At 70.6% G+C, this 21,579-nt stretch carries 17 protein-coding genes, 1 tRNA gene and 2 pseudogenes; 5 read left to right on the top strand and 15 right to left on the bottom strand.

Annotation, left to right across the window (positions count from 1 at the left end; genetic code table 11):
* Positions 1-88: 88 nt before the first annotated feature.
* The 4 genes from AB0I04_RS44490 to AB0I04_RS44475 form a co-directional block, all read right to left on the bottom strand.
* Positions 89-1,318, bottom strand: a complete 1,230-nt coding sequence (locus AB0I04_RS44490; protein ID WP_360899052.1) for a transposase — start codon at positions 1,316-1,318, stop codon at positions 89-91.
* Positions 1,319-1,517: 199 nt separating this feature from the next.
* On the bottom strand, positions 1,518-2,363 hold the full coding sequence (locus AB0I04_RS44485; protein WP_360899049.1) for a dolichyl-phosphate beta-glucosyltransferase: 846 nt from the start codon (positions 2,361-2,363) through the stop codon (positions 1,518-1,520).
* Positions 2,364-2,477: 114 nt separating this feature from the next.
* Positions 2,478-3,740: an alginate lyase family protein gene (locus tag AB0I04_RS44480; protein WP_360899046.1), complete on the bottom strand. Its 1,263-nt coding sequence runs from the start codon at positions 3,738-3,740 to the stop codon at positions 2,478-2,480.
* Positions 3,741-3,918: 178 nt separating this feature from the next.
* Entirely contained in the window at positions 3,919-4,392 is a 474-nt protein-coding gene (locus AB0I04_RS44475) for a carboxymuconolactone decarboxylase family protein (protein ID WP_360899043.1), read from the bottom strand.
* A gap of 311 nt (positions 4,393-4,703) precedes the next feature.
* Here AB0I04_RS44475 and AB0I04_RS44470 point away from each other — a divergent pair, with 311 nt between their 5' ends.
* Both AB0I04_RS44470 and AB0I04_RS44465 read left to right on the top strand, forming a co-directional pair.
* Positions 4,704-4,889 (top strand): hypothetical protein, encoded by a 186-nt coding sequence (locus AB0I04_RS44470; RefSeq protein WP_360899040.1) that lies wholly within the window; start codon positions 4,704-4,706, stop codon positions 4,887-4,889.
* Between the two features lie 380 nt (positions 4,890-5,269).
* Positions 5,270-6,716 (top strand): annotated as a pseudogene (locus AB0I04_RS44465) (IS66 family transposase).
* A 117-nt stretch (positions 6,717-6,833) separates the two neighbouring features.
* Here AB0I04_RS44465 and AB0I04_RS44460 read toward each other — a convergent pair.
* Positions 6,834-7,595 carry an SDR family NAD(P)-dependent oxidoreductase gene (locus AB0I04_RS44460; protein WP_360899037.1) on the bottom strand — a complete coding sequence of 254 codons (762 nt, stop codon included), beginning with the start codon at positions 7,593-7,595 and terminating at the stop codon, positions 6,834-6,836.
* A gap of 189 nt (positions 7,596-7,784) precedes the next feature.
* On the opposite strand from AB0I04_RS44460, the gene AB0I04_RS44455 reads away from it, so the two are divergent.
* Together AB0I04_RS44455 and AB0I04_RS44450 are read left to right on the top strand one after the other, a co-directional pair.
* On the top strand, positions 7,785-8,657 hold the full coding sequence (locus tag AB0I04_RS44455; protein ID WP_360899034.1) for a helix-turn-helix transcriptional regulator: 873 nt from the start codon (positions 7,785-7,787) through the stop codon (positions 8,655-8,657).
* Between the two features lie 191 nt (positions 8,658-8,848).
* Positions 8,849-10,036 carry an FAD-dependent oxidoreductase gene (locus AB0I04_RS44450; RefSeq protein ID WP_360899031.1) on the top strand — a complete coding sequence of 396 codons (1,188 nt, stop codon included), beginning with the start codon at positions 8,849-8,851 and terminating at the stop codon, positions 10,034-10,036.
* A gap of 57 nt (positions 10,037-10,093) precedes the next feature.
* On the opposite strand, the gene AB0I04_RS44445 is transcribed toward AB0I04_RS44450, so the two are convergent.
* The 10 genes from AB0I04_RS44445 to AB0I04_RS44400 all read right to left on the bottom strand — a co-directional run bounded on the left by AB0I04_RS44445 (position 10,094) and on the right by AB0I04_RS44400 (position 20,443).
* Positions 10,094-10,630: a hypothetical protein gene (locus AB0I04_RS44445; protein WP_360899028.1), complete on the bottom strand. Its 537-nt coding sequence runs from the start codon at positions 10,628-10,630 to the stop codon at positions 10,094-10,096.
* Between the two features lie 167 nt (positions 10,631-10,797).
* Positions 10,798-11,562, bottom strand: coding sequence for a hypothetical protein (locus AB0I04_RS44440; RefSeq protein WP_360899025.1), 765 nt, complete (start codon positions 11,560-11,562; stop codon positions 10,798-10,800).
* The gene (locus tag AB0I04_RS44435; protein WP_360899023.1) at positions 11,559-11,870 is read right to left on the bottom strand and encodes a helix-turn-helix transcriptional regulator; all 312 of its coding nucleotides are present in this window, start codon (positions 11,868-11,870) and stop codon (positions 11,559-11,561) included. The genes AB0I04_RS44440 and AB0I04_RS44435 overlap by 4 nt, the downstream gene beginning before the upstream one ends.
* 71 nt (positions 11,871-11,941) lie before the next feature.
* The gene (locus tag AB0I04_RS44430; RefSeq protein ID WP_360899020.1) at positions 11,942-14,290 is read right to left on the bottom strand and encodes a transcriptional regulator; all 2,349 of its coding nucleotides are present in this window, start codon (positions 14,288-14,290) and stop codon (positions 11,942-11,944) included.
* A gap of 16 nt (positions 14,291-14,306) precedes the next feature.
* Positions 14,307-14,378: transfer RNA gene (locus tag AB0I04_RS44425), tRNA-Glu, on the bottom strand.
* Between the two features lie 378 nt (positions 14,379-14,756).
* Complete coding sequence (locus AB0I04_RS44420; protein ID WP_360899017.1) at positions 14,757-16,154, bottom strand: aldehyde dehydrogenase (NADP(+)); 1,398 nt, start codon at positions 16,152-16,154, stop codon at positions 14,757-14,759.
* Positions 16,154-17,110 (bottom strand): hypothetical protein, encoded by a 957-nt coding sequence (locus AB0I04_RS44415; RefSeq protein WP_360899014.1) that lies wholly within the window; start codon positions 17,108-17,110, stop codon positions 16,154-16,156. Before AB0I04_RS44415 ends, AB0I04_RS44420 begins: the two co-directional genes overlap by 1 nt.
* An 11-nt stretch (positions 17,111-17,121) precedes the next feature.
* Entirely contained in the window at positions 17,122-18,126 is a 1,005-nt protein-coding gene (locus AB0I04_RS44410) for an alcohol dehydrogenase catalytic domain-containing protein (RefSeq protein ID WP_360899012.1), read from the bottom strand.
* Positions 18,123-19,280, bottom strand: a complete 1,158-nt coding sequence (locus AB0I04_RS44405; protein ID WP_360899009.1) for a mandelate racemase/muconate lactonizing enzyme family protein — start codon at positions 19,278-19,280, stop codon at positions 18,123-18,125. Before AB0I04_RS44405 ends, AB0I04_RS44410 begins: the two co-directional genes overlap by 4 nt.
* 116 nt (positions 19,281-19,396) lie before the next feature.
* Entirely contained in the window at positions 19,397-20,443 is a 1,047-nt protein-coding gene (locus tag AB0I04_RS44400; protein WP_360899006.1) for a LacI family DNA-binding transcriptional regulator, read from the bottom strand.
* 176 nt (positions 20,444-20,619) lie between these two features.
* On the opposite strand from AB0I04_RS44400, the pseudogene AB0I04_RS44395 reads away from it, so the two are divergent.
* Positions 20,620-21,512: pseudogene (locus AB0I04_RS44395) on the top strand (alpha-L-arabinofuranosidase C-terminal domain-containing protein).
* Positions 21,513-21,579: the final 67 nt, after the last annotated feature.

Below are 21,579 nucleotides of genomic sequence, written 5' to 3'. Positions count from 1 at the left end.
CGCCGGTGCCATGGCGGTCGAGTGGTATGGGCGGAAGGTGCCCTGCGCGAAGGTCAACTTCTCGGTTCTAAGAGGACCGAGCGTGCGGCTAGAGCCTCACTGGCTGTGAGGTGATCTGCCGCGTCTTGGCCATCAGCCGTACAGGGCTGGTGGCTGGGACGTGTGACGTCCGCCCCGCATCCCACGCGTTCTGGCCCCTGGAGGCGAGAACGCGGGAAGCGTTCCGGTCCGCGTGCGCAACGACGCCGCAGCCCCGGCAGGTGAACAAGGCTTGAGAGATCCGGTTGAGCCGGTCGACGTGCCCGCACTCTGCGCATTCCTTGGAGGAGTAGGCGGGGTCGACGAACACGACGGCCACGCCGGCGCGGCGTGCTTTGTAGACGATGAAGTCTGCGAGCTGGGCGAAGGCCCAGGAGTGCAGTGCGACCCGTTGGGGCTTGCGGAGCCGTACCCGTTCACGGATCCCCGTCAACTCTTCGAGGGAGATGCCGCGGCCGGTGCGTTCAGCCTCGGTCACGATCGTCTTGGAAACACAATGGTTGATGTCCTTGGCCCGCCGCGATTCCTTCCGGCGCTGTTTTCTCAACAGGCGTTTGGCGGACTTGGTGCCCTTCTTCTGCAGCTTGGCCCGCAGGGCGAGTTGCCGCTTGCGGTAGCGGTTGAGGTTGCGTCCGGCGGCCCGGTGGCCGGTGGAGGTGGTGGCGATGTTGACGATGCCCAGATCTACCCCGATGAAGGCGTCCGGCTCACCGGTCTCGGCCTCGGGCACCTCACACGTGGCGACCAGGTAGAACACGCCATCGCGTTCGACCAGATCACTCTCACCCTTGCGGTAGGCGATCAGCTGTTTCAGCGCGTTCGGTGAACAAGCGAACCGCACGCCCTTCAACCGGCCCGTCATCGTCCAGATCGAAACGGTCTGTGCGTCGTACTGCCAGCTGAGACAGCGATCATCGTACGGGTGTGCGGCCTGGGGCCGGAAGGCGATCGGCTTGGACTCGGCCTTGACCCGCCGTTTGGAACCCTTCTTGCCCAGGTTCCCGGCCCGCAGGTTGGCGTGCAGGCTGGTGTAGGCGTCCCGAACCTTCTTGATCACATGCTGCGCAACCTGCGCACCCAGACCACGCTCCCTCAGCTCGGCATAGGTGTGCCTGCGCAGTTCGTACTCACGCGGAACGCCACGCTCGAACGCCACATCAGAGACCCAGCACGCGGCTTCGTTGACCGTGCGCAGGGTGTGTTTCAGCGCCGCCGCCTGCACCGGCGTCGGCACGAGTTTCACCTGCGTCACGACCTTCACGGGTCGTGACCATATCATCGCTTTACGTAATCATGCTGGGAGTTGAAGGAGCCGAACCCCGACATCGCAGGGGAAGCAAGAACTGCCCGGCCACATTCGCACGTACCTGTGGCCGACCGCTACTGGTCGTCCTCCTACTTCGCCGACCCATCGGCGTGGCAGGCGGAGGCAGGTGCCGGTCATCGGTTCCATTCTTCCGGGGCGGAGGGCGGAGGGGTCAGGCCGCCGCGCGGACGGCAGCAGGCCGCCGTCGGGACGGCACCGGGGCGCGGAACTCCCCGCGCCGGAGGCGTCGGCGGACCCGCGCGATGCCGCGCAGGTCGTCCAGTGCCGTCTGGACGATGTCGACGCGGCTGTCGGGGTCGTCCGCCCAGTCGACCGGGACCTCGTGGACGCGCAGGTCGCTGCGCTCGGCGAGCACGAGCAGCTCGGTGTCGAAGAACCACGCCTGGTCCTCGACGAGCGGCAGCAGCGCCTGGACGATCTCGGTACGGCCCGCCTTGAACCCGCACTGCGCGTCGGAGAATTTCGCGCGCAGCGTCGTACGCAGCAGGAGGTTGTAGCAGCGCGAGATGATCTCGCGCTTCGGCCCACGCTCGACGCGGGCGCCACGGGCCAGGCGCGAGCCGATCGACAGGTCGCTGTGCCCCGACACCAGCGGCATGACCAGGGGCAGGAACCCGTCGAGGTCGGTGGACAGGTCGACGTCCATGTACGCGACGACGTCGGCGTCGCTCATGCCCCACACGTGCCGCAAGGCGCGGCCCCGGCCCTTCTGGTCCGGGTGGACGGCGCGGACGTGCGGCAGATCCTGAGTGAGCCGCATGGCGACGTCCCAGGTCCGGTCGGTGCTGGCGTTGTCGGCGATCGTGATGCGGAAGGCGTACGGGAACGTGCCGGTCAGGTAGGTGTGCAGCCGGCCGACGCTCCGGGCGAGGACGCGCTCCTCGTTGTAGACCGGGATGACGACCTCCACCAGGACGTGGGACGACCTGCGGAGGGGATGGACGGGCATGTCCTGCGCGGTGAGGTTGAGGTGGTCGCTCATGGCATCCACGGTCACGAATCGGACTGTGAACGGACTGACACGTCCATGAGGTCTGCGTGAGAGCTCGGCCGTGGTGATGCGGCCGAGCTCTCACACGGCCTTCATCAAGCCCCCGGAAAAATGAAGGCGCTACCGGGTGAAGGCCAGGGTGCCGAAGCCGAGCTGGTCGAAGCCGCCGCTGTTCGGGCCGTAGTTCCCGCCGCCGCCCTCGGGACGCGCCTTGGCGGCCATTGCCTTGGTCCACGGAGCGTGCAGGCCACGACGGCGGACGTAGTGGTTGTAGACCAGCTCCCAGACGGGGCGGATGTTACCCCGGCCGCCAGGTGATATCTGGGTCTGCTTCTGGATTGGCCCAGGCTTGTCCGGCGTGCCGGAATACCAGGTGTACGTCGTGAACGGCACGTCGTGTCCGAGGTTGTACTTGGCGACGTACTCGCAGCCCTTGAGGAACCGCTTGTCGTCGTACCCGTACAGGTCGTAGCCCTGGTTCCACGCCATCTCGCAGAACGTGCCCATGAGCCCGATGCCGAGCGTGGTGTGCCCCTGGTCGCGGCCCGACTCCTGCCACTGGCCGAGCCCGCCAGGGTGAAGGAAGGGGATCACGTGCCGGATGGAGCCGTTGCCCGCCCCGTGCTTGAAGTACGTGACGGCCTGCTCCACCTTGGCGGGGTCGTCGCAGAGGATGCCGATGGCGAGCACCGAGCACATCTGTGCCAGGTCCCAGTTGGCCCAGTAGTGCGTGACGTAGAGGCCGTTGTGGTTCTTCAGGAAGTCGTCGTTCGACGGGTAGAAGACCTCGCGCATCATCGTCTGGAACCGCGCGAGGTCGAATCCGGGGTAACCGCGCATCAGCTCGGCCGCGTTGGCGAACTCGTAGCCGTAGATCCCGACCGCAAGGAACCGGTCGGACGTGCCCGTCACCTTCTTCAGGGTCGCGGACCAGGCGTTCAGGATGTCGCGGGCCGTGTCTCCGTGCGCGCGGTCGCCGGTGATCCTCCAGCGCAGGGCGTTCTGGTACGCCGCGTGGATGTCGTTGTAGAGGATGCCGTAATTCTGGGGCGATCCGTTGCCGCGGTACACCGTCGTCAGGGGGCGCGGCTTCCAGCCGCTGCGGGAGTGGGAGTTCGCCTCGAGGACCTTCCAGCCCGCCTGCCACGGCGCGGCCCCCGCGCGGACCTTGGTCTGCATCCGCTTGAGATCGGCGCTCGTGTGCAGCAGCCCCGGGTGGGCGAACCGCTTCGCCGGCGCCTTGGCCAGCTTCGCGCCCACTTTGCCGACTGTCGTCTGTCCGCCGTCGAGCAGCCCGGCTCCCGTGGCACCGGCCATGCCGACGACTGCCAGCCCACCCGTCAGCCCCAGCACGCTCCGCCGACTCATCCGGCTCTGCCCCATGATGTCTCCTATCGTGTCGGTGCTCCCGCTTAGGAGACGATACGGGCGCCCGCCGATAACCGTTTTTGACGACCTGGCGCGTACGGCTCCGCCGGATCGCCCGGCGGACCAGAACGACGCCCCGGGCCCTGGCGAACAGTGCCTGGGGTGTGCGCCGCTGGTGCGGGCGGCATCCTCGTTATCCGAGCCGGCCGGGCTGGTAGTCGCCGACGGGTTGCTGGACCATGACGTTCCCGCGGTTGAAGGCGTTGATGAGGGCGATGACGCACACCAGGGCCGCGAGCTCGTCCTCGTCGTAGTACTTGGCGGCATTGGCCCAGGCCTCGTCGGTGACGCCGCCGGCGGCGTCGGCGAGGCGGGTGCCCTGTTCGGCCAGTTCCAGAGCGGCGCGCTCGGCGTCGGTGAACACCGTGGCCTCCCGCCAGGCCGCGACCAGGTTGAGGCGCGTCGAGGTCTCCCCGGCGTGCGCGGCGTCCTTGGTGTGCATGTCGACGCAGAAACCGCAGCCGTTGATCTGACTGGCGCGGAGCTTCACCAACTCTTGCGTCGCGGCCGGCAGCGTCGAGTCGGCGAGCACCCTGTCCGCCGCGACGAGGTGCCTACCGAACTTGGCTGCGATCCGGTTGTGGAAGACGTCCAAGCGAGCACTCATGGCGCACTCCTATGTCGTTGGTTGCCGGTTACACCTCTTTCGACGTAATAGCTCGGCGATCTGTGACGTGGGGTGAACGAGAGGACCATGCTCCGACGACCTCGACGGCCTTGGTGCCTATGGCTGGGGACTGTCCGCACTGATGCTGGCCAATGTCATCGGTACGGTGCTCTCCGGGCGGGCCGCCGACCGTCACGGCCCCTGGCGCCCGATGGCATGGGGCATGCTGACCCTGGCGGCCGGTTGCGTTCCCCTCCCTCGTCGGCCCGGCCATCACCGGCACGCTGGCCGACCTCGCCACATGGCGTACGGTGTTCCTGAGCATTTTGCCGATCACCGCCGCCGCGGCCGCGCTCACCCTGCCCCCGCTGCGGGCACTGCACCGGCCGAACGGCATCGTCGCCCCGTCACCGCGCTTCCGTGGTGGAAGCGTCCGCTGGGCGCCGCTGTCCTGCTCACCGTGGGTACCGGCCTCCTTCTCCAGGCATTGCTGCTGACGAACCCGGCCGTGTTGCTCGTCCTGGCCGTCATCGGCATCGCCATCACGGTGCCCGCGTTGCGCTGGGTGACGCCTGAGCGACCGATGGGCCGTCGGCCTGACCACCCGACCGCGGCACGTCGCCCGCCTCTTTGCGGTGACGACCACGCCGTACGGACTTGGCCGCCGAATACCGGTCCTGACCTAGGCGGAAGTCTGGATGACGCCCCCGTATGCCCATGTACTACAACGTGTAGTACTTTGGCGGTGCCAGCGGGCATCGTAGCTATTCAGCCTGAGTTGCTGACTGGTGTGGTTTGCCCCGGATCGACCGAGTTGATCTTGGTTGGGGGTGCCGGGATCATGGGTGTTGTGTCCGGGTCGCCGCAGTCCGCCGAGGTGCAGCGGTTGCGTGCGGCGAACGCGGCGTTGCGTGAGGTTGTGGAGGCCAAGGACGCGCAGCTTGAGGTGCTCGCAGCGCAGCTTGAGGTGGTGTCGGCCCGGCTGGATCAGCTGGAACGGCAGCGGGACAAGGACTCCTCCAACTCCTCCAAGCCGCCGTCGTCCGACAGCCCGTATAGCAAGCCGAAGACGCGCTCATCACGGGCCTCCTCGGGCCGCAAGCGCGGCAAGCAGCCCGGCGAGCAGGGTAAGACCCTGTCCCAGGCCCGGGTACCGGACGAGGCGATGTCGTGCATCCCGCCCTGGTGCGGGGGCTGCGGGGACCCGCTGGCCGGGTCGCCGATCTTCGGGGTCCAGCGGCGGCAGGTCGTTGAAGCCGAGCCGCCCCCACCGCCGAAAGTGATCGAGTACCAGGTCGTGTCGCGTGTCTGTACCTCGTGCGGCACGGTGACACCAGGGCAGGCGCCGGGGTTCGCCGGCGGCCGGATCTCCTACGGGCCGGGCGTGCATGCGCACGCCGCGAACCTGCTGTGCGGTCACTATCTGCCGGTCGGCCGGGCCACGCAGGTGATGCGTGAGCTGGTCGGGGTGGCGGTGTCGACCGGGTTCATGGCCGCGATCCGCGCCAAGGCCGCCGCCCGGATCGAGCACGAGTTCATGCCGCATGTGCGTGGTCTGCTGCGCTCGGCCGGTGTGCTGCACGCTGATGAGACCACCGGCCGCGCCGACGGTTCCCTGGCCTATGTGCATGTCGCCTGCACCCCGCACCTGACCCACCTGCATGTGGCCGGCCGCAGCAAGGACGACATCGACGCCGGCGGTGTCCTGGACGGCTTCGATGGCGTGCTGGTCCGTGATGGATACGCCGGTTACCAGCATCTCAAGGACGCCGATCACGCGTGGTGCGGGAGCTCATCTGTTGCGTGACCTTCGCGCGTTCTACGACGCCGCCCCCGATCTGCAACTGTGGGCGCAGGCGATGGCCACCACGCTCGCCGACGCCAACACCACCGCGACCCAGGCAAGAGCCGAAGGCCACACCGAACTGGACCCCGAGACCCTGCGGTCGATCCGGTGCGCCTACCGTGGTGCCGTCGCCCAGGGCCTGGCCGACAACACCGGCTGCACCACCAGCCTGGCCAAAGACGCGCTGACCCTGGTACGCCGGTTCCGCGACCACGAGGACATGATCCTGCGGTTCTGCACCAACCTGGCCGTTCCCTGGACCAACAACCAGGCAGAACGCGACCTGAGACCCGTCAAGATCCAGATGCGGACCTCCGGCGGAGCCTGGCGAACCCTCACCGGACTGGCCGACTTCGCCATCGTCCAGTCCTACCTGTCCACCGCATCCAAATGGGGCATCAGCAAACTCGACGCGCTCCGACAGCTCTTCACCACCGGCGCCTGGCTGCCCCCAGCCGCCGCACCCCTCGCAGCCTAACCGTCGCCGCCCGGGCAGGGCGGGGCCGTTCGGGTGGCGGGGTTCGTGTCCAGGACGCGTGGCTGCTCGTTGGCCGCCCGGGGGGGGGCGACGGTTAGGCGGCCGCCGATGGGGGTGTCAGCCTTCGCGGCTGGGGAGCATGGCCAGGGCCTGGGAGCGCTGTGCGACGAGGTCGCCGTAGGTGCCGTCGCGCTCGGCCCAGCGGTGCATGAGGACCCCCTTCACGAGGATTTCGTGAGGGGTGGGGTCCTCTGAGAGCAGTTGCATGACCTCGGTGGCGAAGTCGTCGAGCGGCAGCGCGTGCGGGTTCACCTTCTCCTGGCCTGCTGTGGCGACGGCCGGGGGGACGAGCTCGACGACGCCGACACCGGTGCCGTCGAGCTGCGCGCGCAGTGCCTCGGAGTAGGCGTGCACCGCAGCCTTCGAGGCGGCGTAGGTGGGCATGGGCGGGAACGGCAGGAAGGCGATGCCGGAGGTGACGGTGATGAACGTGCCGGCGCCCCGCCGGACCAGGTGCGGGGTGAAGGCGTCGATGACCCGGATGGTGCCGAGCAGGTTGGTGTCGATCGTCGTCTGCGCCGCCTCGTAGTGCGCGGGGTCGCGCAGATCCTCCAGGAGCATGACACCCGACATCGTCACCACCGTGTCCAGCTCGGGGTACCGGGCAAGTACGGCGTCACGGGCAGATGCGACGGAGGCACTGTCGGTGACGTCGATGCTGATTGCGCCGAAGCCTTCTCCGGCGAGTTCCGAGAGTGCCTCCGGGCTGCGGCCGCCAACGGCCACGGTGCTGCCCGCTGCGGCGAACCGGCGGGCCAGCTCTCGCCCGATACCCGAGGTCCCGCCGACGATGAGAACGGTGCGGTTGGAGAGATCCACGAGATCTTCCCTTCAGTCCAGGGCGCCGACGGCGTTCAGGCCCGCGGCGCATTCAGTGATGTCCTCTGTCCTTCGCAAAACAGTGCTATCGCAGTCTTGACGGCATCCGCTGGGTGCGGCAGGGCCCCCGTCTTCCCTGGTCCTGCCAGGGCCCCCTCTGAGACACACGCACCGCATTACGGTGTCGATATGAAGGATGAGGAATCCGGCAACCGCCTCGGCAGCTACCTCCGCGCCCGGCGTGAGCTGGTCTCCCCGGCTCAGGCAGGACTCCCGCCCGGCGGCAACCGCCGCGTGCCCGGCCTGCGCCGTGAGGAAGTCGCCCTGCTCGCCGGAATCAGCCCCGACTACTACCTGCGCCTGGAACGGGGCCGCGACAAGAACCCCTCACCCCAGGTCCTCGAATCACTCGCGCGCGTCCTGCAACTCGACGACATCGAGCGGACGTATCTGCTCGGCCTCGCGGCAGCCCGCCCCAGGGCGCCGCGCCGCAAGCGACCCGAGCACGTACCGGCGCGAGTGCACGAGCTCCTCGCCCACCTTCAGATCCCCGCGTTCGTCGAAGGTCGCGCCTTCGACGTCCTGGCCTCCAACCCCATGGCCGTCGCACTCTCCCCCCGCCTGCGGCCCGGCCAGAACCGGCTGCGATCCCTCTTCCTCGATCCCGAGGAACAAGCCTTCCACCAGGACTGGACGAAAGCCGCCGCCAGCTTCATCGCCACCCTTCGCACCACCATCGGCGACGACACCGACAACCCCCGGTTCGTCGAACTCGTCGGAGAACTCGCACTGTCCAGTCAGCGGTTCCGCACCCTGTGGGCCCGCCACGACGTCCGCAACCTCGACGGAGGCACCACCACCGTCCACCACCCCGTCGTCGGTGAACTACGCCTCCACCGCGACAAACTCCCCATCGACGACGTCATCCTCGTCGTCTACTACCCCGACAAGGACAGCGACAGCGACGAGAAACTGCGGCTCCTCGCCGCACTCTCACACACCGAGTCCGCCGGCACAGCACACGACAGGCCGGCGGACATCCAGCACCCGAAGACACCCTGACGAACACGCGCCGTCCCGGCGTCGCAAGCCGCGCCATGGGTTCCGTCACCTGCGAGATCCCCCGGGGGCCTTGATCACGAGCCGTTAACCAAGATCACTAACGCCCGGCCGACTCAGGCTGAATAGCTACCGGGCATCGTGTGGGCTTCGCCTCCATGAGGCGGGCGAATCGGCTTGGAGAGGTGAGGCCGGTGGCTGAGCGGCTGACGGCGATCGTGGTGGGCGGCGGAATCGCGGGGCTCGCCTCGGCCACCTCGCTCGCGCAGGCGGGCTGGGCGGTCACGGTGCTGGAGCGTGCGCCGACCTTCGGGGAGGTCGGTGCGGGTCTGGCCATCACCCACAACGGGATGAGCGCCCTGGAGGCCATCGGCGTCGGCGAGGCCGTAGGCGCCGCCGGGTATGAGACCGTCCCCGCGGGCTTTCAGGATCCGGGAGGCCGCTGGCTGCTGCGGATCCCCGACACACCGGACGTGCTTGCGACCACCACGATCTGGGGCATTCACCGGCAGCGTCTGCACTCCGCCCTGCGGCAGGCGGCCGAGGCCGCCGACGGCGTCGAGTTGGTCACCGGCGCCGAGGTCACCGCCGTCCGGCCGGGTCTCCCCGCCGGCGAGCCGGCCGCCGTCACCTGGCAGACCGCCACTGGGCGGCACACCAGCGAATCCGGCTTGGTCGTGGCCGCCGACGGTGTTCGCAGCACCGTCCGGCAGCAGCTGTTCGCGAACGCTCGCCCCCGCTACAGCGGCAGCACCAGCTGGCGGGCGGTCATCCCCGACACCACCGCCTCCGGCGGCCGCCTCTTTCAGGTGTGGGGACCGGGCACGGAGTTCGGCGCCGTCCGGATCAGTGACCGCGAGATCTACTGGTACGGGTACTTCCGGCACCCCGAGGGAGCCTCCTTCGACGACGAGCCGGCCGCCGCCCGCGACCATTTCTCCGGATGGTCCGCGCAGGTCCAAGCCATCGTGGCGGCCACCACCGCCGACCAGCTGATGCGCCACGACGTCTACCACCTGCCCGGCGGCCTCGGCGGCTACGTCCATGGGCGGATCGTCATGGTCGGCGACGCCGCCCACGCCATGCTGCCCACCGTGGGTCAGGGAGCGTCTTCGGCTCTAAAAGACGGCGTCTGTGTGGGTCGCCTCATCGCGGCACCGGTCGCCGACGGCGGCGACCTGGCCGCCGCCCTGGCCGCCTTCGACCAGGCTCGCCGGCCACGGTGCCGCCAGATCGCCCGCCTGTCGGCCATCACCGCCAGGTTCGGCGCCGACCTCGGTGGCGGCCTGCGACAATCCGTCCGCAACTCCCTGCTGAGACTCACCCCCGCCGGGTCCCTCGCCAAGGCCGCCACGCCGATCGTGAGCTGGACAGCCCCGTGACGCTCAAGGTCCGCAATGCTTCCCGCTCGGTGCCGAGTGTGAGCCGCTACGCGGTCGTCAGTAGACGAATCCGCCCTGTGCGGTGACGAATACCTCGAGGAAGTAGAGCGCCAGAGCGCCACCGGCGATCGCGATCGCGGGAGTGGTCCAGGCTGCCGTACGGGAGCGGCGGGTGAACAGACCGAACAGCACGATCAGCGTGCCGGTGGACCACCAGGTGATGTCGCTGCGCATTCGGGCGGCGTCGGCCTTGACCAAACAGGCGTGCTCCCCTGGATGTCCGACGTAGGCGCACAACTGCGTTGCGGTGGGATCGAACGGCAGGCTGCCGGGGGCGGTCTGGTACATCAGCCAGAGTGTCAGGCCCGCTACGACTCCGATCAGGTGTAGTCGACTCAGCGTGATGCCGAATCGGCGGCCGAGGCGCCACTCATATGCCGCGATCGCGCCGAACAGTAATACGGGAATGGCGAGTGCCGTCCCCATGACCCACGGACTGCTCCGATGCGTCACCACGGCGATGATGAGCACGGCGAAAAGCCCGCCCACCGAGACTGCGGCCGCCTGGCAGGATGCCGGCCACGACTGCGCCATGCGGGGAAGTTGCTTTCGAGTGTCCGGCGATGCAAAAGCCGCCAACGGCCCTGTCGATGACTGCATTGGGCTCCTCTCATGGATCCGGGAGCAATCAGATCATGAGAGCCGGGGCTGTCGATGGAATGCCCGATTCCGGCCAGAGAGCGGGCCGGCCCAGTTGGGGTCTATGCCCTCGCCCGTCGCAGATCGTGGCCGGTGCTGATCGCCACGGTGGCCAGGAGGCCCAGTGCCAGGGTCTGGGCGAGGGAGTCCGGGCGGGGTGCGGTCCGGACGATGGCGAGGAGGCTCTGGCTCGCTGCGAGGGCCAGTCCGGTCCCGATGTGGAGAAGGGCCGTGGACAGCCGGCGCGTGGTCGGCAGGGCGGCGGTCTGGGCGATGCGGGCGACGAGGGTGCACAGACGGAGCGCGGTGAATCCCAGGGTGAGCCAGTAGTAGGTGACCAGGGCGGCTTCGGTGAAGCCCGTGGCGTGTTCGGCCACGCCGCTCCACGCCGTCAGGACCATGGCCAGGACCGCGGTGCCCGGGGCGGCCAGGGTGCGGACCGTCACGGTGGTCAGGCGGCGGAGCGCTTCGCCGCGCAGCGGTGGAAGCGGCGCGGCGAGGATGATGCCGAGCAGGAGCGGTGCGAGCCACAGGCTCGTGGCGGGGTGGCGGACGTCGGCGGTCAGGGTGGTGGACGGTGTGACCGCGCGCAGCAGTAGCCCGCTGGTGGCGATGATCGCGAACAGTGTGACGGTCAGGACGCGGCGGGTCTGGCCGGTGAAGGTCTCGGGCCAGTCGCCCGGGTGGAGCCAGAGCCGTGCGGCCCCCGCGAGGGTGTCGGGCCAGGAGCGGATTCCCGACGCGGACACCTCGCGGCTGATGTCCGCGCCCCATCGCTCGCGGACGGCCGGCGGGTAGAGCCGAGCCAAGAGCGTGGCCGCCCTCATGCCGGGTTGATCCCGAGCGCGCGCAGGCCGGCGGCGGAGACGCGGGCCATCTGCTGGAGTTCGGCGCGCAGCAGCTCACGACCCGCGTCGGTGATCTGCATGGTGCGGTGGCGTTCCCCGGGCTCGGCCGGCTCGTCCGCGGGCCGGATCAGCTCGCGCGTCTCCAGGCGGGACAACGCTCCGTAGAGGCTGCCGGGGCCGAGCTTGCGGCCGGTGAGCTCTTCGATCGCGGTGTTGATGGCGTATCCGTGCAACGGACCCTCCGCGAGGACGGTGAGCACGAGCATCTGGGCGTCGTTGCTGTGCATCGGTCTCCTTGCCTCCCGTCTCAGCATAGTACGAAGGGCGATGCTACCTGCCTCGTAGTACGAAGTGCGTACTAGGATGCCATCCAGTGGCCACCCGTGCTCCAGCCCAGGAAACGGCGGGAGTTCGGGGCGCTGCCGTCGTCGAGGCCGCCGCCGACGAGGACGTGTCGCAGCCCGGCGAGGACGGGCGCGAGGCGCCGTACGACGTGCTCGGGATGTCGCCGGGCCTCCTCCTGGATCCAGGCCGTGACGGCGATCTGGTCCTCCAGGCCGCACAGCGACAGGAAGAACAGCGCCTGCCGCCAGGCGTACGCCGCGTCCTTGACCGTGCTCAGCGGGCGCGGGTTGCCGTGGATCCGGGCCACGAGCCGGCACACCGTCGTGAACGCCCGCCGGGCGAGCTCCGGCCAACCGCCGGCGGGGTCGACGCCGATCGGGTGGACGAGCGCGGCGAGATTGTGCGACGTGAGGATCTGCGACTGCTCGATCACCATGCCGTTCGCCGCGACCCACGAGCCGCCCGTACGGTCGCCGGCCCGGTCGCGGCACAGCGCGGCGAACGCGTCGGGGCCGCCGAGGTCGCGGATCGCCGCGAAGTCGATGCCGTAGTACCGCTCGTACAGCGTGCCCTCGAGCACGTCGGCGGCCAGCCGTGCGGCGCGCACCACCTTGGGGGTGAAGGTGTCCTCGAAGATGTCGGCGGCCAGCTCCTCCGTGAACGGCACGGTGAGGTTCGCCTGCCGGGCCAGCGCGACCAGCTCCTGGACCAGCGGGTTCGGCAGGACCGTCCCCGGGAACGCCTGCAGCGTCAGCTCCCCGAGGCGTACGAGCGCGGTCCGCGCCTGCTCGCCGCCGTTCGTCGTGGAGCGGTACCGCGTCACCGCGGCCACCCAGGGCAGCTCCTCGAGCCGGACCTGGTGCTCGAGGTTGAGCAGGAGCAGGGACCGCCGGTTACGGAACGCGCGGTACACCGCCGCCATCAGCGTGCGCAGCGCGGCGTCCTCGTACGCTCCGGCGGTGGTCACGGCGACGAGCTGCGGGACGAGCTCGGCGAGTACTTCGGCGGATGGGACCACGCCGCGTTCGACGAGGGTGGTGATCGGAGCGCTGAGTGCCCGCTCGACGACCCGCCGGAGCGCGTCGGGGACCTCGCTGCCCGCGGCCGCCCCCGTACGGGCCTCCTCCTCGGTCACGGGCGCGACCACCTGGTCGACGGACGGCAGGCCGATGTCCGGCGGCAGGTCCGTGAGGCGCGCGACGAGGACCTGGGCGAGTGTGTGGAGGGTCGGGCGGGCGGCCGTGACGGTCTGGGCCTCGCGCAGTGCGGTGTGCTCCGCAGCGCCGGGCACGCCGCGCCGCCGGACCATCGAATCCACGGCGTGCTGGAGCAGCCCGCGCAGCCGGGGCGTGAGGCCATGACCCGCGACCGTCTCCTCCAGCGCCGTACGGAGGATGGCGAGGTTCTCCTTGGGGCGGCGATGCTTCGTGCACAGGGTGTGGACGGCGGCCAGGTGCCGGTACCGCGCGAGCAGGTCGGCACCGCGCTCCCGCCAGCCGTCAGGCTCGACGGCTCCGACCCGGCCGGGCTCGCCGGCAGCGCCCCGCTCAGGCTCGACGGCTCCGACCCGGCCGGGCTCGCCGGCAGCGCCCCGCTCAGGCTCGACGGCCCCGACCCGGCCTGACTCGACGGCCCCGACTCGGCCAGGCTCGACGGTCGCGACGGAGCCGGGCTCGGCCGTCTCCAGCCAGTGCGCCAAGAGCTCGTCGGCGAAGGGGTTCCAGACGGTGAGCGCCTCGTTCATCGTCGCGACGGCGCGGTGCGGGCGGCGACGATCCAGGGCGGCGCGTACCTCGCCGACCGTCTCACGGTGCACGACCACGTCGCTGCGCGGCGGCACGGCGGTCGGCCGGGGCGCGAAGCGGAGCCGGTCGGCGAACGGGTGGATGTGCTCCAGCAGCGCCAGTGCCGCGACCCGGTCACCGGACCGCAGCAGCCACGCGACCGTGAGGAGCGCCGCCTCCTCCGGCAGGTCGACCTCGTACGCGCCACCGTCGAGCAGCGCGTTCAGCTCGGCCAGACCCGCGTCGCTCAGGTGGTGGCGGAACAGCGCGTACCGCTCCGCGGGCACGCCCGCCCGGCGGGCGGTCTCGATCTCATGCGGCAGGAGGGCACCGCCCGCGGCGGCCTCGCCGGTGGCGAACCCGCCGCGTACGACTTCCGGGGTGACCCACGCTGGGAGGCCGGCCACCGGCGTGCGCGACCCGATGGTGAGGGTGCCGTTCGTCATGCCGCGCATCACCTGCTCCCAGCGGCGGAGGCGCTCTTCCGCGCGCCTCCGCGCCGCAGGATCCTCGTGGCTCGACGCGGTCGTGAACGCCTTCGCCAGCTGCCAGGACGGATACCCCGTGCCGATGTACACCTCAGGACGGTTCATGCCGACGTGGCGGGTGCCGCCCCCGCGCCCTCCGGGATGAAAGCCCGGTGCTCTGCTGCTGAGCTACACGCCGATCGGTGCTTCAGCGTAAGAGGCGGTCGATCACCCCGGCAATGGATAAATGGGGGCGGGCCAAGGCCGGACCCGGCATAACGCCTGCATGCCGCCGACGGGAGAGGGTCCTTGTTCTGCGGTTTCCCCTCAGGCGGCAAAATTCCCGCGTGGCGGGAAGGCACAGAACGAGGACAGTCACCCTACCGGTCCAAGGTCATCGCGTGATCCCCGGTGTGTGCTGCCGATAGAACGCAGCAATCGCCGGCGATCGCTCGTGCCCACGTCACGATGCGGCGCCGACGCGCCCATGGCCGCAGCCACCCCTCGCTGCGGCGGCCTCGCCTTTGACGAGGCCGCCGCGGGCGGTCTGCGGGGTCACCCGCGCCGATCGCGCCGTTCAGCGGACGGTCGGCGGGAGCACTTCCTCGGGGAGGCCCTGGAAGGTGACCGGGACCTGGAAGCGCCGGATCGCGGCCGTGCCGACGGATGTGTGCAGCACCGAGGTCGTGGCGGGCCAGGGGCCGCCGTGCTGCATCGCGTGGTTGACCGCGACGCCGGTCGGCCAGCCGTTGTAGACGACGCGGCCGACGTGGTGGGCCAGCTCGGTGACGAGGTCGCGGGCCAGGTCGGCGTCGCCGGGCTCGGCGTGGACGGTCGCGGTGAGCGAGCCGGGCACGGCGGAGGCCGCGGCGTGCAGCTCCTCCTCCGAGGAGTACTCGATAATGATGGACGAGGGGCCGAAGCACTCCTCCGCCAGCTCCGGCCGGGCCGCGAACTCCTCCGCGCTCACCGCGAACAGGTGTGCGCCGGCGCTCTCGGCGACCGTGCGCGTCTCGCCCGCGATCCGCTCGACCCCGCTGCGGAACCCGTCCGCGATCTGCGGCGTGAGCAGTGCCGGTGCCGGTACGGCCTCGACCGCCTCGGCCAGGACGGACTCGAGCCCGTGCCCGGCCGGTAGGAACACCAGCCCGGGCTTCGTGCAGAACTGCCCCGACCCGAGCGTGAACGAGCCGACGTAGCCGCGCGCGATCTCCTCGCCCCGGGCGGCCACGGCCGCCTCGGTGATGAAGACCGGGTTGACGCTGCCCAGCTCGCCGTAGAACGGGATCGGGTCCGGGCGGCTGACGGCGGCGTCGAACAGCGCCCGGCCGCCGCGTACCGAGCCGGTGAACCCGGCCGCCTTGATGTTCGGGTCCTTGATGAGCGCCAGGCCCGCCTCGAACCCGTGCACGATCGCGAACGTTCCCGCCGGCGCGCCCGCCTTGGCGAGGGCCTCGGCGATGATCTCGGCCGTACGGACCGAGGTGCGCGGGTGGCCGGGGTGCGCCTTGACGATGACGGGGCAGCCCGCCGCCCATGCCGAGGCGGTGTCGCCGCCCGCGACGGAGAACGCGAAGGGGAAGTTGCTCGCGGCGTACACCGCGACCGGCCCGATCGGCAGCAGCGCCCGCACGAAGCCGGGCTCGGCGGTGTCCCGCTGGAAGCCCTCGCCGCGTGCCTCTTCGGCCAGCAGCCGCAGCTGCCCGGTGGTCCGGCCGACCTCGCCGGTCAGGCGGGTCGAGCCGAGCGCGGTCTCCGCGTCGGCCAGCGCCACGAGCTCGTCGGTGGCCGCGTCGAGCGCGTCGGCGACCGCCTCCAGCAGCGCGGCCCGCTCGGGCAGCGGCAGCGCGGCGAGCGGGCGGGCGGCGTTCGCCGCGGCCTCGGTCAGCTTGGCGACCGTCTCGGCGGAGGTCTCCTCCACACCGGGCTCGAGGCGTTCGCCGGTCCGGGGGTCGACTCCGTACAGCAGGGTCATCACAGGTCTCCGTCGGTGGGGAAGCGGTTCAGGTCACCGGGCAGGCGCGAGCCCAGCGGGGACATGCCGCCGTCGGCGCCGAGGCGCTCGAGGATGTCGAGGGTGAGGCGGCCGCGGTGCACGCGCTCGCGGATCGCGTTGACGGCCAGGTCGCGCAGGTGGCGGCCGACCGGGTAGATGCCAGGGGTGTTGCGCAGGCCGAACTTCAGGTAGATCGGTGCGCCGCAGCGGATCAGCTCGGCCGCGTCGTAGAGGCGGACGAACCCGCCGAGGTCGTCGGGGGCCTCGACGTAGAAGTCCATCGGCGCGGCGCTCTGCGCCCGCAGCTCGGCGATCTGCCCGATGGTCAGGTCGCTGGGCACGTTGATGGAGTCGCCGCCGAGCTTCTCCCAGATGGCGTACGCGGCCGGGTTGACCGGTCCGACGAGCGCCGACACCTTGAGGGTGACGTCGGCGGGGATGACGCCTGCGGTGCGCAGCCGGTGCAGGGTCCACAGCACGCCCTCGTCGGCGACGAGCAGGCACTTGACGCCGAGCGCCACGGCGCGCTCGGCCTCCTCGACGCACTGGGCGAGCTGGTCACGGCCCCGGGCGCGCGGGCCCGAGCCGCCGGAGGACGCCTTCACGCCCGCGCCGATGTCCCACGTGCCGCGCGGGCCGACGAACAGGCACAGCTCGATGTGCCGCTCCTCGCACGCCTTCACCATCTCGGTGATCTCGGCGTCGGTGAGCATCCAGACGCCGCTGCCCTGGCTGATGCGGTGGATCGGCACTTCGAAGCGGTCGATCTCCTCCAGCGCGGCGGCCAGGACCTCCGGTCCCTCACAGGACGGCAGCTCCGTCCGCCAGCTCCCGCCGTCGGGGAACCGGGCCTCCGAGCCGGCCGGGGCGGCACTGCGGGCGGGCATGCCCAACTGGTCGAGCAGGTGCTCGCCGGGGTACCGGGGAACGCTCATCACACAACTCCTTAAGGCTTCAGAATGATCTTGCCGACATCGTCGCCGCCCTGCCCGAGGAGTGCCACCGCGTCGGCGTACTCCTCGAGGGTGAACTCGTGGGTCACCAGCGGCCCGAGGTCGAGCAGGCCGGCGGTGAAGGCCCGTACGGCGTGCGCCCAGGCCGCCGACGGGGCGCCGAACACGCTCGTCAGGGTCAGCTGGCGTTCGACGATCGTCGAGGGGGAGAGCATCTCCGGGACCACGCCGGGGATGCCGGTCAGCACCAGCCGTCCGCCCCGGCGCAGCAGCCGGGCGGACGCCGCCGCCGAGTCGCGGGCGCCGGCGGTCTCCACGACCACGTCGAGATCGAGCTCGCCGAGCTCGTCCGGGTGGAAGTAAGCCGTGGCCCCGCCCGCCCGCGCGACGGGCTCCCGGCCGGCGCGTGGGTCGCTGACCACGAGCTCGGCGGGGGAGGACGCGGCCAGCAGCTGGATCGTGAGCAGCCCGAGCGTGCCCGCGCCGACGACGCCGACCCGCTCGCCGGGCAGGGAAGCGGCCCGCAGCACGGCGGCGGCCGCGACCGCCGCCGGCTCGAGGAGCACGGCCGCGCGCAGGTCGGTGCCCGCCGGCAGCGTGTGCAGCAGGCGGGCGGGCACGATCAGGTGGTCGGCGAACGCACCGGGCCGGGTGAACCCGATCTCGTCGTAACCCGCGAGGCACAGGTTGCCCTCGCCCGCGTGGCAGCGCTCGCAGACCTGGCAGCTCACGAAGCCCTCACCGACCGTCGGCCGGCCGACGAGGGCCGGGTCGACGCCGGGCCCGACCTCTTCGATCGTGCCCGACCACTCGTGCCCGGGGACGATCGGGAAGGTGCAGTACTCGTCGGGGCGGCCGCCCTCGTACATCTCGCGGTCGCTGCCGCAGATGCCCGCCGCCGCGACCCGGACGAGCACCTCGCCGGGCCCGGGCGTCGGAACCTCTCCCTTGACCAGCCGGTGGCGCCCCGGCTGCTCCAGGAGTACGGATCGGCTCACTTGGACCCGGCCCCGTCACGCTTGTGCCAGTCCTCGGCGAACAGGTTGAAGTTGGCCTGCTGGCGGGGGAACTCCGCGAGTGCGTCCAGATCCAGCTCGACGCCCAGACCGGGGGCCTCGGGGAGCGAGAAGTACCCGTCGACGACCTCGGGCAGGCCGGGCGCCACGCCCTTGATCGCCGAGTCGGCGAAGTCGTTGAAGTGTTCCTGGATCTTGAAGTTGGGGGTGCAGGCGCCCAGGTGCAGGTTGGCGGCGGTCAGCACGGGGCCGCCGACGTTGTGCGGGGCGACCATGACGTAGTGCGTCTCGGCGGTCGCGGCGAGCTTGCGAGTCTCGCTGATGCCGCCGATGTGGGAGATGTCCGGCTGGATGATGTCGACGGCCTGGTGCTCGAACAGCTCACGGAACTCGATCCGGTCGTGGATCCGCTCGCCGGTCGCGATCGGCAGGTCGGTGTGGGCGGAGACCTTGGCGAGGGCCTTGAGGTTCTCCGGCGGGCAGGGCTCCTCGATCCAGCTCGGGTTGAACGGCGCGAGCAGGCCGGCCAGGCGGATCGCGGTGGCAGGGGAGAACCGGCCGTGCATCTCGACGAGCAACTCGGCCTCCTCCCCGATGGCGTCGCGGACCGCTTCGACGAGGCTGACGGCGCGCATCGTCTCGGCGTGGTCCAGCTCCATGGTGCCCGACCCGAACGGGTCGAACTTCAGCGCCCGGTAGCCGCGCTCGACGACCTTCTTCGCCGCCCCGTGGAAGGCCTCGGGGGTGAGCTCGACGGTGTACCAGCCGTTGGCGTACGCCTTGATCTTGTCGCGGACCTTGCCGCCGAGCAGGCGCCACACCGGCTGGCCGAGGGCCTTGCCGACAATGTCCCAGCAGGCCATCTCCACGCACGCGATGCCGGACATGACGATCTCACCGGCACGGCCGTAGTCGCCGTACTTCATCCGGTGGACGAGGTCCTCGATGTCGAACGGGTCCGAGCCGACGATGTGGTTCACCTCGGCCTCGGCCAGGTAGCCGATGAGCGCGTCGGTGTGGTTCAGCATCCGCGCCTCGCCCACGCCGACGAGCCCCTCGTCGGTATGGACCTGCACGAACGTGAGATTGCGCCAGGGGGTGCCGGCGACATGTGTGGTCACACGGGTGATTCTCATAGAGGGTCTCCCTACTTGATACTGCCCAGCGTCAGGCCGGCTTTGTTAGCGCTATCATTCGGGGCCGTCCGGGAGGGCGGCCGAACTGGACGATGAATCGACGGTGGACGGAACCGTCAGCCTGGGCGGCCCGTGCTCTGGCGCACGATGAGCTCCGGTTCGACGGTGATCCGGCGGCCCTCCTCCACGGGAGCGCCGCCGATGCGTTCCAGCAGGAGCCGGAGCGCGTGCCGGCCGACCTGACCGAAGTCCTGGCCGACCGTCGTCAGGGGTGGGCTGAGGTACGCCGATTCCGGGACGTCGTCGAAGCCGACGATGCTGACGTCGTCGGGGATGCGGCGGCCCGCCTCGTGCAGGGCCCGGATCAGGCCCACCGCCATCTGGTCGTTGGCGGTGAAGACCGCGGTCACGGACGGGTCGTCGGCCAGCCGTTTGCCGAACTCATAGCCGCTGTGCGGGCTCCAGTCGCCGAAGACGACCGGGGGGACCTCCCGTCCCGCGGCGCGAAGGGTGTCCTCCCACGCCTTCCGGCGGGCGCCCGCCTCCAGCCAGTCGCTCGGGCCGGCGAGGTGCCGCACGGTCCGGTGGCCCAGGTCGAGGAGGTGCCGGGTCGCCGCCGCCGCGCCCGCGTACTGGTCGACGGCGGCGACGGGGATGACCCCGCCGTCCCCGCCGCCCACGGCGACGACCGGCAGGCCGGCGGACACGTCCGCGAGCCCTTCGACCGACGCGACGTGCGGGGCGATGATGATGACGCCGTCGACGGACTGACCGCGCAGCCGGTCCACGGCCTCGGCCACGTTGCGCTGCGTCAGCGCGGCCAGGCTGGTGATGGTCACGCCGTACTCCGCGTCCCGGGCGGCCTGCTCGATGCCGAACAGCATCGACGCCGGGCCGTACAGGGTGGTGTCGAAGCCGACCACCCCGAGGACGCGGGAACGGCCCGTGGCGAGGACCCGGGCGGCCGAGTTGGGCCGGTAGCCGAGCTCCCGCACGGCGTCGAGGACGCGCAGCCGCGTCTCGGGCGCGACCCGTCCCGGTGAGTTCAGCACCCGCGACACCGTCATGGGCGAGACGCCGGCCAGTCTCGCCACGTCCGCCATGACCACGGTGCCCGTGCCTCGGCCGGAACCGGGTCCGGCCGGCTTCACGAGATCGCCCACGGTCACCTCCCACGGTTCCGGACGAGGACGAGGCCGGGCTGACCTCGTCATGTTTCCAGCAGGTTGCGAGGAGTGTTAGCGATAACCGTCCAGAAGTCAACCGTTGACGTGAGCGGATGGTTAGCGTTAACACTGGCCCTCCTGAGCGTCACTGTCCGCGACCAAAGGAGACGAGTGTGCTGACGGCACGCATGACGCTGGACCCCGCCTTCCGCGTGGCGCCGGTCAACCGCCGGACCTTCGGGACGTTCGTCGAGCATCTCGGCCGGTGCGTCTACACCGGCATCTACGAACCCGACCACCCGAGCGCGGACGACGACGGATTCCGCACCGACGTCCTCGAGCTGTGGACCACTTCATCGCGTCGGTCGTGGCCACCGCCGACCACGTCGGGGCCCGGCTGCGCAGCCGCAAGAAGATCACCCTGTCCTTCGACGAGTGGAACGTCTGGTACCTGAGCCGGTTCGAGTCCGAGGGCCCGCCGAGCGACTGGCCGGTGGCGCCGCCGCTGCTCGAGGACCGGTACAACCTGGCCGACGCCGTCGCCCTCGGCGGCCTGCTGATCTCGCTGTTGCGGCACAGCGACCGGGTCACCGCGGCCTGCCTGGCCCAGCTCGTGAACGTCATCGCGCCGATCGTGACCGAGCCCGGCGGCCGGGCGTGGCGGCAGACGACGTTCCATCCGTTCGCGCAGGCGTCCCGGCACGCCGCCGGCGAGGTGCTGCGCGTCGAGCCGGTCTGCCCGGTGTACGAGACGGCCGCGTACGGCGAGGTGCCGGTGCTCGACGCCGTCGCGACCCATGACGAGGAGACCGGCGAGACCACGCTCTTCATGGTCAACCGGTCCGTGGACCAGAGCCTCACCGTCGACATCGACATCCGCGCGCTCGGCGCGCTCAGACTCGGGGCGGCGACCACCCTCGCCGGCCCCGATCCGTACGCCCGGAACACCGCGGACGACCCGTTCCGCGTCGTCCCGCGGGCCAACCCCGAGATCCGGGTGGAGGGAGGCAGCCTGACCGCGGTGCTGCCGCCCGTCTCGTGGAACGTAATCCGGCTTCTGGGCTGACCTCCGGAGAAGCGAGGAACCCTCGCGATGTTACCGGTCACACACTTGCTGTTCGGACTGTTTCGAG

Origin of the sequence: Actinoallomurus sp. NPDC050550 (assembly GCF_040655075.1) — a bacterium.
In the GTDB taxonomy this organism is placed as follows: Bacteria; Actinomycetota; Actinomycetes; order Streptosporangiales; family Streptosporangiaceae; genus Actinoallomurus.
This window is presented reverse-complemented; position numbering and strand designations above follow the sequence as displayed.

Bases quoted from the DNA above. Each gene is read 5' to 3' on its own strand.
- AB0I04_RS44420 (WP_360899017.1), bottom strand. From the start codon at position 16,154: ATGACCCTGCTGTACGGAGTCGACCCCCGGACCGGCGAACGCCTCGAG.
- AB0I04_RS44480 (WP_360899046.1), bottom strand. From the start codon at position 3,740: ATGGGGCAGAGCCGGATGAGTCGGCGGAGCGTGCTGGGGCTGACGGGT.
- AB0I04_RS44445 (WP_360899028.1), bottom strand. From the start codon at position 10,630: ATGGCGCAGTCGTGGCCGGCATCCTGCCAGGCGGCCGCAGTCTCGGTG.
- AB0I04_RS44475 (WP_360899043.1), bottom strand. From the start codon at position 4,392: ATGAGTGCTCGCTTGGACGTCTTCCACAACCGGATCGCAGCCAAGTTC.
- AB0I04_RS44415 (WP_360899014.1), bottom strand. From the start codon at position 17,110: ATGAGCGTTCCCCGGTACCCCGGCGAGCACCTGCTCGACCAGTTGGGC.
- AB0I04_RS44455 (WP_360899034.1), top strand. From the start codon at position 7,785: ATGAAGGATGAGGAATCCGGCAACCGCCTCGGCAGCTACCTCCGCGCC.
- AB0I04_RS44435 (WP_360899023.1), bottom strand. From the start codon at position 11,870: ATGCACAGCAACGACGCCCAGATGCTCGTGCTCACCGTCCTCGCGGAG.
- AB0I04_RS44405 (WP_360899009.1), bottom strand. From the start codon at position 19,280: ATGAGAATCACCCGTGTGACCACACATGTCGCCGGCACCCCCTGGCGC.
- AB0I04_RS44440 (WP_360899025.1), bottom strand. From the start codon at position 11,562: ATGAGGGCGGCCACGCTCTTGGCTCGGCTCTACCCGCCGGCCGTCCGC.
- AB0I04_RS44490 (WP_360899052.1), bottom strand. From the start codon at position 1,318: ATGATATGGTCACGACCCGTGAAGGTCGTGACGCAGGTGAAACTCGTG.